Origin of the sequence: Paracidobacterium acidisoli (assembly GCF_003428625.2) — a bacterium.
Classification (GTDB): Bacteria; Acidobacteriota; Terriglobia; order Terriglobales; family Acidobacteriaceae; genus Paracidobacterium; species Paracidobacterium acidisoli.
Genome location: NZ_QVQT02000004.1, coordinates 452,745 through 465,903 on the forward strand (window position 1 = coordinate 452,745; position 13,159 = coordinate 465,903).

Below are 13,159 nucleotides of genomic sequence, written 5' to 3' on the forward strand. Positions count from 1 at the left end.
TGTGAATATGCCTTACTGCGGCGAAAAGGTTACTTCACGGCGCCAAGCACCAGCTTACCGATAGTGGCCAGTTGCATATTTGACGTACCTTCGTAAATTCTGCCGATCTTGGCGTCACGATAAAACTTCTCCACCGGATAATCCTTCACGAAGCCATAACCGCCATAGATCTCGACGCACTGGCTGGCCACGCGTTCGGCAATCTGAGAGACGAAATATTTGGCCATGGCCGCCTCGCGCACATAATCCAGCTTTGCATCTTTCAGGCGCGCAGCGTTGTAGACCAGCAGGCGCGCAGCCTCAATGTCCGTGGCCATCTCCGCCAGAGCAAACTGCACCGCCTGAAATTCCGCGATAGGCTTACCGAACTGTCTGCGCTCCTTCGCATACTTTGCCGCGCAGTTCCACGCGCCCTGTGCCAGACCAAGCATCTGCGCCCCAATGCCGATCCGCCCTTCGTTTAGCGTCTCAATGGCAATTTTGTATCCCTTACCCGGCTCTCCCAGGATGTTCTCCTCCGGGACCCGGCAATCCTCAAAGAGAAGCTCACAGGTGGAGGAGGCGCGGATGCCGAGCTTATCTTCCTTTTTGCCAACGGTGAAGCCGGGCGTGTCCTTTTCGACCAGAAAGGCTGTAATGCCTCTGTATCCGGCCGTGGAATCAAGCGTTGCGAAGACAATGAAGACCCCGGCCTCCTTCGCATTGGTGATCCAGAGCTTCTGTCCGTTAAGAAGAAAGAAGCCGTCGCGCCGATCCGCCCGCATCTGAAGGGCGAAGGCATCGGAGCCCGAACCGGCCTCCGACAGGGCGTAAGCGCCGATGGTATCGGCCGCCAGCCGGGGTAGATATCTGCGCTTCTGTGCCTCTGTGCCCCAGCGGAGAAAGGCATTGATGCAAAGGGTATTTTGTACGTCGACGAGGACCCCGACAGAGGCATCGACAGCAGAAATCTCCTCCACCGCCAGAATAGCTTCAAAGAAGGTCCCGCCGGCGCCGTTGTACTCTGCCGGAACCTCGATACCCATCAGTCCGAGCTCGAAAAGCTGCGGCAGCAGCGCAGCATCGAAGTGCTGCTCCTCATCCATTTGGCGAACCAGCGGGCCGATCATCGTCCGTGCAAAGTCCCGCACCGTAGAGCGAAAGAGCTGCTCGTCTTCGTTGAGAAGAGTGAGTGGAGCGGCTGGGGCGGACAGAGCGTCAGTGCTCATCGGAAAACCTCGAATTTTAAAAGCAGTCAGGGACGGAAAACCGACGAGTGTAGCATTTTGCGTCGATGTGGCACACGCGCGACTGCGTCAGCTGGCGATGGATTTTGTCCTGGGACGCCGCCATACGATCGCCAGCCGCTCTCGATCGAGAATCTTGCGAGCCTGGCAGCGTGCATGGTTGGCCCAGGGACCAATGGGATCGTAGCGAAGATAGGCCATCCAGTGGCGCAGAGCGCGCCGGCGCTCATTCGAGCGTTCACAGGCAAGCGCCAGGTTGTAATGCGCGTCTGCATAACCGGGAACCAGCCGGATCGCAGTCTGATAAGCAGCAATGGCCTCCGGCAGCCGCTGCAGTTCATCGAGCACATTACCCAGGTCGAAAAACGCCAGTGCATAGCCTGGATCGGCAAGCGTCGCGGAGCGATACAGCTCTTCGGCGCGCAGAAACTTTCTCTGGTTATAAAGGATCGTGCCGAGGTTGATAGCGGCCGGTGCATGGTCCGGCTGCAGGGCAAGAATCTCTTCGTAGAGCGTGGTCGCTTCGGTCAGCCTGCCGCTCTCTTCCTCGTGTACGGCATCCAGAAAGAGGGTGGCAATATGATTTTCGTGCTGCACATGGGAGTGTGGGTTCGGCTCTACCTGAGCCAGTTGGTGTGGCCTCTCCCCGGCATCGAAATCGAAGACATATTGTTGTGCGATGGGCTCCATGGCATGGCCCAGATACCGGAAGACGACCCGCGAGCCACTGCGCATGGTGCCCGCCTCCAGCAACGGGTTATCCATGCCGGAGACAGCCCGCATAGCGCGTACGCCGGCACGAATGCTGGATGTGGAAAGTCGCATCGCGCACAACTGGCGCAGCGTGCGCAGCTGCACAAGATCCTGAAAACTGTATTCTTCGGAAGCGGAAATAAGTCCCTGGCGTTCCCACGCCCGGAGCTGCGGCGCGCGAATACGCAGTATGCGAAGCACATCCTGACGACTGTATCGTGTCACAGACCGGATCGACACCCCTCGCCTGAGCCGATTATGCAGGGTTGCGTTCACAGGAACAAGAAGGGCGCAAGAGAAATCAGTGGATAAGGGGGTACCAAACTTTATACGGCCCGAAATGCGGAGCCCGGAGCTCAGAAGCTGTCGGCCGCGAAGCGGCTTTGTGGAATGGGAAAAAGCATCTGAGCAGGGGTGGCAGCGAGGACACGAGAGCCTGAAAGGCCAGTTCCCTGGAGCCGACGATCGGACTTGAACCGATGACCTGCTGATTACGAATCAGCTGCTCTACCAACTGAGCTACGTCGGCCCTGCGCTCTGTCGATTCTATCGTTCACGACGCAGTGCGTAAAGCGAACGCTGTCTTCTCAGGCAGCCCGCGATAGGCACAATGCAAAACGGACGGAAAACAGCAGGAATCAGAACGGCGAATCAGCGTGATAAGCCGAAAAAGCCGCCCGGCAACAGGGCGGCTTTTTCGTTTAGGGAGAATAGTTCCAACGGAGGCAAAGCCATCAGAACTTTCTGGCGAAATAGTATGGGCGGGGGGGAAGGGTGTCAAGGCAAAATCCACCCCCTGTGCAACCCACTGCAAATAAAAAGGTTATGGGGACGAATCGGGAAAGACTTAAAAGTATCTCGTCCAATTATTTTCGCTTTTTATTCCCGGTAACCATTGGCGACGTTGTTTAATTTGTTGATTTTAAGCAGAAATCTGCACCAGATTTCGGGCATCTTGGCCAAACGTCTCTAATCCGGCCTCGCGCTTCCAGCCGGCGCGGATGCATCCTCGTTCAGCTTCAGGCTGATGAACTGCTCATCGTTCAGTGTCGATGCCGGTTTGCCTCGCAGTACACGAATCATGGCTCGGCCTCCGCCGAAGAAAATGCCGAGAAAGATGGCTGCAGCCCCAAGGACGACTGTAAGTGTGGCAATGCCTGTCAAAAGCTTAGCGGTTTTGGCAGCTTCACTTACATAGCTGCCGGTGCGGTTGACGGTGAGATAATCGGCGAATTTCACCTGCTCCAGCAGATGGCGTGCCTCATCCTGAGTGAAATCACCGCTGGTGATCGAGACAAGTGGGCCACTCCGCTTTTCCTGCAGGGCAACAGATCCTCCGCGAACGCCACCGTGCTTCAGCAGGGTACCTATGGTTCGCGCCTGCTCAGCCGCAATCTGCGGCGTGGGGTACATAAGTAGCGTCAGTGTGCCCTTACCGTCACGCGATGCATACTGAGCGGTTACTGCTTCTGCATCAGCAGCAAAGCCGACTGCATTAGCTGGCAGAGCTCCCCCGCCGTGTGCATAGGCGACAGGACCGATGGCATAGCGAACGCTGCTCGCATCGAGCGCCGTGGCAGGCAGGTAGTGTGGCAGAGAAGGAGCGACACCGGCTGACCCGAATGGCTGGCGGATACCCGCCGCCAGTGCCTGCAGAGCCGCCCGGTCCGGAGCATCACCCGCGCTGAAGGCCGCATCGATGACCGTAGCTCCCGTCCAGAAGACAAAATGACCGCCACCTTCAGCCCCGCCCTTGCCCAGGCTGATCGATTTCATCCGAGACTGGCGATAGAAGGTAAAGGCGCCATAGGCCCCCGTCGCATCATCGAAGCGCCAGGCGCGCAGCAGGAGTTTTTCCGGACCGTGGGTGTAACTGGCAGTGCTCGAATCCTTAAGTCCGTATTCCTGGAGCACATCGGCGTTTGCTCCATCGGAGATCGTCTGCGCCGGAGCGCTCTGCGACCAGCCCGCAAAACGTGCGGGCAGAATGGCCGTGCCGGTAGCTGCCAGCGCCGCGGCGCACACCGAGACCATTCCGGCAAAACACACCGAGACCATTCCAGCAAAAACTGTAATCGTGCGAAGCAAACGGGATGACATCACAACCTGATGTGAGAGTACCAAAGAGCGTGCTTCACTGCCGTCGTCGCATCGACCGGATCGAACCCCGGAGTCATATCCGGCGTGGAAATGTCTGCCGGCAGGGAACGCAGGCTCTGAGCTCTAATTGCTGTCGCCGTGCGCCGTATTCTCCGCAATACGCACTCCGTTCAGGCTGCCGACGTACTTTGACACACCGCGATAGAGCGATTCGGCGATGCGTTCGCGGTAGGTGGACTCACGCAGCTCCTGTGCATCGTCCGGATTGGTGAGGAACGATATCTCGGCCAGAATCGACGGCATATTGGCTCCGATAAGCACGACGAAGGGCGCTTTTTTCACGCCGCGATCTTTCAGCCCAGGGTTGCCGCGCTCAAGACCGGTATAAAGGCTGTCTTCCACGTCGGAGGCGAATTCGCGCGATTCGTTGATCTTATCCTGCAGCGCAATCTTTTTCACCAGATCAGAGAGCTGATGAATCGACTCGTCGGAGACGGCGTTTTCCCGCGCGGCTACCTCGAGAGCATCGGCCGAAGTGGTGAAGTTCAGATAATACGTCTCAACGCCGCGTGCGCTCGCATCCGGGCTGGAATTGGCATGAATGGAGATAAACAGATCGGCCTGTGCCTTATTGGCGATCGCCGTGCGGGTTTCGAGAGGAATAAAGGTGTCGTCGTCGCGGGTGTAGATAACATCGGCGCCAAGACGTTGTTTCAGCAGCTTGCCAAGGCGCAGCGCCACGTCGAGCACGACGTCTTTTTCTTCAATGCCGCCAGGTCCAAGTGTGCCTGAATCATGACCGCCGTGGCCGGCGTCGATGACGATGCGATTGATCTTCAGACCGAGGGCGCGCATCATCGAACGCTGTCCGTTCGGTAGCGGCTCAGGCCAGGAACCGGAGGCACGGACGCCTGTCGCTCCGGCATCGACCGGAGGCGCGCTGTCGTCGCCGGTGGTCGTGCTGTTTCCGGCGGTGCGGCGGGTGGCCCGCGACGGTATCGAAGGCGAAGTATTCCGGGCCTCGGTGCTGACGGCGGAGCCATCGCTCTGCGTCTCGCGCTGTGTTCCTGAAACGGAGGCAACCACGGGAGCTCGCGTGGGGTGCCGCGTTGCTTTGACCGTATCAGGCTGCCGGCTGAGAGAGGCGACGTCTGCCAGGGAAGACGAGTCGTCATCATCGTCGACGACAACCGTAGGAGATGGCTTTACCGGCCGTCCGGTGTGCTGGATGGAGGCCGTCGTAGTGCGCTGAGCGGCGTGCGGTACTGTCGCCACCGGAGGACGAGTCGTTTGCGCCGTTTCGCGGGTGTCAGTTGAGGCCGGCCCGATGCCGAGCGTCGATGAGCCGCCTGCGGAGGGTGTGGATACCGCCGGTGCACGCACTGCCGTCCGCGGCGTCGTATTGGATGCCATCTGGCCAGGCGGAACGACCGGTGGGCGGTTATGCTGCGCTCCGCCATGCACATCGATAATCAGCCGTGGAGGATTCGGCAGAAAGAAGGCCGAATATTCGCTGACGCTGTTCACGTCGAGCACGATGCGCGCTATCTCATTGGAGAACTGTGCCGCCCGGATACGGGTCAGAAATCCGTCATCCGTCACCTGGACCGATTTGCCCGTCAGCTCCGGCGAAAGGCGCACGCCATACAGATCGAAGAAGATGCGGTCCGGATTGGGCACCCGTGCAGCCTCGTATCGCACCTCATCCTGCAGATCGATGGCAACGCGTGTATATCCGGGTGTGGACCAGTAGCGAATCCCGGTCACCAGCGGCGCCAGCCCCTTGCGCCGTGGCGGAGGCGGCGCATTCAGCTCGGCTTCGCTCATGTGAGCCGGCTCCTCATACGGAGATGCGGGCGCAGTTGGCGTAGGTGTTGCAGGAATATCGCTTTCCTGAAGACTGTTTCGCTGTGGCTGAAGGCTGCTCTGTTGCGCAGGTGCCGTACTCTGCCGCGTGGGTGCCGCTGCATGCGCGGTTTCCGGGGTGCGCGCGGGCGGAGCCGCATTCTGCTGTGAACCAATCGCCGCCGTCAGTACGGTATTGTGCCGCGAGCGGGTTGCGGGCACTCCACCTGCCGCTTCAGCGGGCACTGCTTGATGGTCAGCCGGTCGGCGAGCATTGCGCCCGCTCCGTGCCGACACCTCTCCCCGGCGAATATTCTTCAGTCCAACGCGGGCCTCATCGGCCAGAGGGCTGCGAGGGTAGAGGCGGAGGAACAGCTGATACGCCGTCTTCGCCTGTGCCGGATCATTGAGATCGCTCTGGTAGATCTCGCCCTCGGTGAGTAGCGCGCTGAAGCGGAAACGGCTGCCGGGGTACTGGTTGCGGAGAAATTCATATTGCGCGATGGAGTTATGGAGCGCCTTATCGTCCTGAAAGAGCCGTCCCTCTTCGGCAAGCAGATCGGCGACGGCAATGATGGATGCATCGGCCCTCGGCGAGCCCGGATCGTTGTGATAGATAGCGCGATAGGCGTCCATCACGCGGTCATACTCGCTGCGTGTGCGCTGCTGTTCGGGACGGCCTTCGAGGGCCTCGCGCAGACGCTGCGCGTGTTCGAAGGAAACCGGCTGCGCCGCTCCCCGCCGGTAGACGGGAACGCGACTGCCCGACGCTCCCGGCAGGCAAAGGCAGCCCGCGAGAACAAACAGACTGACGCGGCCCGCGGGAAAGAGGAGAGACGGCATAGGATCTCGTGGACACCTTAGATTATAGGTGTCGCACATTCACCGGCGGCACGCGCCGGTAATGAAGGGAACCCAGGTGAGAACGCCGGGTTGCGATCGATCGACACACTTCGGCGAGTGATTATTGTGCAGTAAGACCCTCCACCACGCCGGGAGCACTTCTGAGTGCTGCATCCAGCTGACTTACATCTTTTCCGCCGGCTTCCGCCATGTCTGGACGTCCGCCGCCCGAGCCGCCGACCAGCTTCGCAATCTGGCCGACAATTTTTCCCGCCTGCACTTTGCCCGTCAGGTCTTTCGTCACGCCCACAATCAGCGCGACCTTGCCCTCTTCCTGCGCCGACCCAAGAACCACCACGCCCGATCCCAGCTTGCCGCGCAGATTGTCCACCAGCGTCCGCATCTGCCCGCGGTCCAGCGAGTCCACGCGCTGCGCCAGCACTTTAATCCCCGCCACTTCGACCGCCTGGTCGGCGGCATTCGAAACCGAAGATGCGGCCGACTTCATCCGCACCTGATCCAGCTCGCGGCGCAGCTTCTTCAGCTCCTCATCCTGAGCGGAGAGCCTGTGCCGCAGCGCATCGGCAGGAGACAAATCTCCCGGCGCAAGCTGCGAGGCAAGCTGCGCCACCTGGTAATCGCGCCGAAACTCATTCAGTGCTCCGAGGCCGGTCACGGCTTCCACACGCCGTACGCCCGACGACACGCTGCCTTCGCCCAGCAGCTTGATCACACCAATCTCCCCCGTCGTGCCGGTGTGCGTCCCGCCGCACAGCTCCGTCGAGAAGTCGCCGACCTTCACCACGCGCACCCGCTCACCATACTTTTCGCCGAAGAGCGCCATCGCGTGGTACTCGTTGATGGCCACGTCGATCGGCACATCTTCCAGCGTCTCCACGCGCAGGTTCCCGAGCGTCTCCTTATTCATCAGGTCCTCGATCTCCTGCATCTCTTCATCGGCAATGGCGTTGAAGTGCGAGAAGTCGAAGCGCAGCCGCGTCGGATCCACCAGCGATCCCGCCTGCTTTACATGCGTGCCCAGAATTTCGCGCAGCGCCGCATGCAGCAAGTGCGTCGCCGTATGGTTGCGTCGCGTCGCGTCGCGATACCCTGCATCGACCACCGTATCGATCCTGTCGCCAATCGCCAGCGGCTGCCGCAGAATCGCCCTGTGCGCAAACACGCCCTGCACCGGCTTCGTGCATCCGCTCACATCCGCGACCACCGCGTTGTGATCATCCGAATACAGCCAGCCCGTGTCGCCAATTTGTCCACCGGAGTCGGCGTAAAACGAAGTACGATCCAGAACCACTTCGACCTCGTCTCCCGCAGTCGCCGCAGTCACGCCCTGCCCATCCTTAATAAGGGCGAGCACCTGCGCCCCATCGACGCGAAGCTGTCGATAGCCTTCAAACACTGTCTTCGGCAGCTCACGGAACGCCGGACTGGCCGACTGCTTCGATCCGCCCTTCCACGAAGCGCGCGCTCGTGCCTGTTCTTCGGCGCGTGCTTTCTCAAAGCCTTCAAGGTCGAAATGAACGCCCGCATCGTGCGCAGCATCCACCATGAAGTCGAGCGGCAAGCCGAAGGTTTCATAGAGATGGAAGGCTTTGTCGCCGGACAGAGAGCCCTCCTGAATCGCAGCCTGCAATTGGCGGGACCCAAGCTCTAACACCCGAGCAAACTGCCGCTCTTCCGCTTCGACAATCTTTGCAACGCGATCCGCGCTCTCCTTCAGCTCCGGATACGCACCCTGCATCTCATCGCGCACCGCGTAGACCATCTCGCGCATGAACGGCTGTTCCTGTCCAAGCAGCCGTCCATGCCGAATCCCGCGTCGCAGAATCTTGCGCAGCACATAACCGCGCCCTTCATTCGCAGGCAGCACGCCATCGGAGATCAGAAAGGTCGCGCAGCGCGCATGATCTGCAATGATGCGCAGTGATGCATCCGACGGAGCACTCCCATCCTTATATGTGGTCGAAGTCAGCTCGCCCGCCCGTTGAATCAGCGGCGTGAACAAATCTGTTTCAAAATTGGACAGCTTGTCCTGCAGCACCGCAGCCGTGCGTTCAAGACCCATGCCCGTGTCGATCGATGGCCTCGGCAGCAGGTTCAGCTCGCCCTGAGCGCTGCGGTCGAACTGCATAAAGACCAGGTTCCAGATCTCTACATAGCGCGCATCGTCCTGGCCAAACGGCTTATCCACGCCCGGCACCTCGGCCGCCTCGATCCCCATGTCATAAAAAATCTCCGAGCACGGCCCGCACGGCCCGGTATCGCCCATCTGCCAGAAGTTGTCTTTGCTCCCGAACTCGTGAATGCGCTCCGCCGGCACGCCCTGCCCCAGCCACAGGTTGTACGCCTCTTCGTCGCGCGGAACACTGTTCTCGCCCCTGAAGATCGTCACGTACAGCTTGTCTTTCGGCAGCCCGAACCATTCCGGCGAGGTCACCAGCTCCCACGCGTAGGCAATTGCATCCTGCTTGAAGTAATCGCCGAAGCTGAAATTGCCCAGCATCTCGAAGAACGTATGGTGCCGCCGCGTAAATCCGACATTTTCAAGATCGTTATGCTTGCCCCCGGCGCGAACGCACTTCTGCGAAGTCGTCGCGCGCGAGTAGTCGCGATGTTCCAGCCCCAGAAACACATCCTTGAACTGGTTCATGCCGGCATTGGTAAACAGCAGCGTCGGATCGTTGGCTGGAACGAGCGAGGACGAGTGCACGCGGCGGTGCTCCTTCGTCTCAAAAAAGCGCAGAAAGGTCTCGCGAATCTCCGAGCCTGTCCACTTCTTATCGGAACGGGAAGACATACAGATTGAGTTTACAGGGGGAGCCGCTGTCCAGACACAGGCAGGGCTCGTCGCAAAGGCTGAGGAGAGCCCATTCCAGTGCTCCGGAGCAGGAGGCTTGCCAGCCAGGCACAGGCGGGTTCGATTGGCTGGCCGGTTTCCAGCCGGTTCAGGAGTTGTCTGCCACTTATCCCATGGAAGTAATCATCCGCTGATTACGACAAATCCATAAACAGGCACGAATGGGCGATGGCAGTGGTAGTCCCGAACATTAAAGTAAAGTCATTGAGTAGCACTTGGGGGAGGGCTACTGAATTGCAACGCCTGCGGACTTCACGTTCGCAGGCGTTTTGCATTTCCGGCAATTTTTCAAAGCCTGCAGGCCGAATATCCCACACTGCCGGGTTGGAATCAATCCAGAATCTGGCCCGATCGGCTCAGGGTGCGTTGAACTTCACTTCCTGTCCCTGTCGCAGATAGTGCTTCTTCGCCGATCCAGCCGGAAGCTCCAGCACGTACATCGCGGCCATATGGCCTCCGTAGGTCTGGCAGCTGGAAGCCTTGCCTTTGCACGGTGGTGTGTTCTCGGATATCTCGACGATGTGGCGATTCTCGTCGATCCACACAATGTCGAGCCCGATTTCGCAGTGGTACATCCAGTAGCCGTAGCGTCCGGGCTGGTCATAAGTGAAAAGCATTCCGCGGTCTTCCGGTAGTCTGATGCGCCCCATCAGTCCATATTCCCGTTCCGCTTCGGTGTCCGCCAGCTCCGCATGGATGATCGCGCCATCCGGCAGGGTCACTGCCGTGTTTGCCGGGCGTGGCGGCGCATAGGGAATCCGCGGCTCCTGCGAGCAGGCCGTAATGGTCGCGGCGAGCAGCGATACAAACAGAACCGCGGATTTCATTATGAGCCGCCTTCTTCCAGCTTCAGCACCAGCATCGTCATATCGTCGTGCTGCGGGGCGCCGGCTGTGAAGGCGTCAACGGCATGGAAGATGGCACGCATCACGTCACAGGCGGATTTGCCCGTTGCGGAGCGGGCCGCGGCAATCATGCGTTCCTCTTCCCACTCTTCCTGATCGTGAGTCATGGCCTCGCTGATGCCGTCGGTGTAAAGCAGCAGAAGATCTCCGGGCTCAAGCGTCAGCGATTGCTCCGTATAGGGTGCAGTGGGCAAAAGTCCTACGACGGGGCCACCGGTCTCAAGCCGGATCGCCTGAGCTCCGCGGAGCAGCACCGGCGGGTTGTGACCCGCATTCACGCACTCCAGTCGCCGCGTCTTTGGATCGTACGATGCGAAGAAAAAGGTGGCATAGCGGTTTGAAGCCGATGCTTCATACACCAGGCGGTTGACCTTGTGCATCAGGTTGGCAAAATCGCGCGGATTGTCGAGCGTTATGCCGCGCAGCGAAGCGCGCAGGCTGGCCATCAGCAGTGCCGCTGAGATGCCTTTTCCGGAGACATCGCCGACCGCCAGGCCCACGCGTCCGTCGCCCAGGTCGATCACGTCGTAATAATCGCCGCCCACCCCGAGTGCAGGCCGGCACTCCCCGGCAAGAGTGGCGCCGGGAATCTCGGGCATATATTGCGGAAAGAGGCGCTCCTGCACCTCGCGGGCAATTTCCATCTCGCGGTTAAAGCGCTCGCGCTGTGCCGCCTCTGACGCTAAAGAGTGCGCCAGCTCGCTGATCTCGAGCGCCAGCCCGGTCTGAGAGGCAACGGCCTGCAGAATCTTGAGATCGCTGCCGGAGTAAGCGGCCTCCGAACGCCGAGGCCCAAGCGCCATCACACCCATCAGCCGATTGCGTCCAGGCAGCGGCAGCAGCAGCTCGGCATTGAGCATATCGAGGGCGCGGCGCTCCGCGGTCCCGGCCATCAGGTACCAGGCATCCGGATCGTTGCGGTAAAGGCGCGCCGGCTCATTCGAGTTCACCATAAAACGCACCGCCGAAGACTGCGCGGGCAGAGTGAGCGTTCCGCCGCCGCTGACGCCGATCGACTGCTGAAGCTGGAAGTATTCGCCCCTTCGCAGCAGAAGCGCGATCTGGTCGATATGGAGCGTATCGGCTATTCGCCGGGCAACGGTCTCCAGCAGCGGTTGCGTCTCGGTAAAACGGCGCACCTCGTCGGAGAGGTCGTTGAGCATCTGTTCGGCGTCAAATGCTTCTCGGAAGAATTTACGGTCGAGCCAGTGCTGGAGCCGTTTCTGCACGCCAAGGCGCAGCGCCAGCAGGAGAGCGCCGAAAACGATTACGCCAAAAATATCGAACGGCTGGGGCTGGCGTTTATGCAGCGCCGGCAGCAACAGGAGCACACCGACAGCCGCCAGCAGAGCTGCCTGCAGCACCCATAACGTGGCACGAGCCAGCGCATACCGCGTTCCCATGCGCAGAAGCACGCGGACATCCATAGCCCGCTGCACCAGTACCACATAGGCCAGCGTGAGAGGGGCGAACATAAAGAGCACAGCGCCCAGCCACTGCAGCCAGTAGTACTTCCGGTCGTGACCGCTGATGCCGAAATGCGGCAGCAGCACAAAGACAATCAGCAGCGCGCCCATGCCCAGGCTCATGCCGGTGGTCAGTACGCGCAGACGGCGCCTGGCATCTTCTGTCGAAGCGGAACGCAGTTTATCCAGCGTAAGAACGAGGTAGAGAATGACGCAGAGCAGGTTCAGAAAATTGATCGTGCTGCCGATGACATTCGCGGCCCTGGCGAGGTGCGGGCCGGCACCGGCAAGAAAATACCCGCTGTAGAGATAGGGAAAGAGGAAAATCCCGGCAAGCGCGAGCGGACCCAGTATGAGCCATTTCAGCCAGGGAAGCCGGGTATCGATCCGTGAGCGCTCCGGAAAATAGATGCCGAAGAGCAGCAGAGTGGGAGAACCCAGGTACTGCATCAGCTGGTACCAGAAGGTTCGCAGCAGCAGAGGCGTGCCTGTGGCAAGGCCTGGATTCACAAAAAGGACGCTCGGAAAGGTCAGCAGAATCAATAGGAGCCAGGCATTTCGCTCCATTGGCTTGACCAGCACCACCCAGTACCCGATCGCCAGACACGCCAGGGGAAGGAAGCCGATGATGAGGAATTGCTCCCAGTACCGCAGAACAGAGGATGTGCCGAGCCAGTACGGAGTAATCCGGGTAAGGGTAATCGTTGCAGACCGCAGCGAGCCATTCGGAAGCTGCAGCTCCACGTCGACTGTGTCACCGGGATGGTCCTCGGCCAGAACAGCGTCCCACTGCGCCTCGCCACTGTAAGGAGTGCCATTCAGGCCCTCGATGCGGTCGCCCTTCGTCACGCCGGCAGTCGCAGCTTCCTTCTCGACGGTCGAGATCACGTGCGAGTCATCGTCATAAACAAGCGGAGCGCGAACGCGCTGATCCCAGTGCACAGTCATCTGCCATGCATCGACTGCTCCTGCGACCCAGTAGCTGACGCTGGCCACAATATAAAGGCCCAGCAGGGCGCGCAGCAGATTAGGAGAGAACCTTTTCGGCTTCATCACGCTGGCAACTATGGTATCCCGGCTCTTGGCTTCCCTGGAGTGTGGTTTTGGGGCAGGCACGCTTTGCGCATTAAGAGGTAACCGCCCCCT

At 60.0% G+C, this 13,159-nt stretch carries 7 protein-coding genes and 1 tRNA gene; all 8 read right to left on the reverse strand.

The genetic code is table 11. The features are described from left to right. Positions 1–29: 29 nt before the first annotated feature. The 8 genes from D0Y96_RS12990 to D0Y96_RS13025 all read right to left on the reverse strand — a co-directional run bounded on the left by D0Y96_RS12990 (position 30) and on the right by D0Y96_RS13025 (position 13,066). The gene (locus tag D0Y96_RS12990) at positions 30–1,208 is read right to left on the reverse strand and encodes an acyl-CoA dehydrogenase (protein ID WP_117300518.1); all 1,179 of its coding nucleotides are present in this window, start codon (positions 1,206–1,208) and stop codon (positions 30–32) included. A gap of 87 nt (positions 1,209–1,295) precedes the next feature. After that, positions 1,296–2,180 carry a tetratricopeptide repeat protein gene (locus D0Y96_RS12995; protein WP_350449060.1) on the reverse strand — a complete coding sequence of 295 codons (885 nt, stop codon included), beginning with the start codon at positions 2,178–2,180 and terminating at the stop codon, positions 1,296–1,298. A gap of 252 nt (positions 2,181–2,432) precedes the next feature. Beyond that, positions 2,433–2,508 (reverse strand) — tRNA-Thr (locus D0Y96_RS13000). 440 nt (positions 2,509–2,948) lie between these two features. Continuing rightward, a complete protein-coding gene (locus D0Y96_RS13005; RefSeq protein ID WP_147325052.1) occupies positions 2,949–4,079 on the reverse strand; it encodes a DUF6599 family protein in 1,131 nt (376 codons plus the stop codon). Between the two features lie 123 nt (positions 4,080–4,202). Next, a complete protein-coding gene (locus tag D0Y96_RS13010) occupies positions 4,203–6,767 on the reverse strand; it encodes an N-acetylmuramoyl-L-alanine amidase (RefSeq protein WP_252263744.1) in 2,565 nt (854 codons plus the stop codon). A 121-nt stretch (positions 6,768–6,888) separates the two neighbouring features. Beyond that, positions 6,889–9,582, reverse strand: coding sequence for an alanine--tRNA ligase (gene alaS, locus D0Y96_RS13015; RefSeq protein ID WP_117300522.1), 2,694 nt, complete (start codon positions 9,580–9,582; stop codon positions 6,889–6,891). A gap of 416 nt (positions 9,583–9,998) precedes the next feature. Next, positions 9,999–10,469, reverse strand: coding sequence for a DUF192 domain-containing protein (locus tag D0Y96_RS13020; RefSeq protein ID WP_117300524.1), 471 nt, complete (start codon positions 10,467–10,469; stop codon positions 9,999–10,001). Beyond that, positions 10,469–13,066 carry a SpoIIE family protein phosphatase gene (locus tag D0Y96_RS13025; protein WP_117300526.1) on the reverse strand — a complete coding sequence of 866 codons (2,598 nt, stop codon included), beginning with the start codon at positions 13,064–13,066 and terminating at the stop codon, positions 10,469–10,471. The genes D0Y96_RS13020 and D0Y96_RS13025 overlap by 1 nt, the downstream gene beginning before the upstream one ends. Between the last annotated feature and the right edge of the window lie 93 nt (positions 13,067–13,159).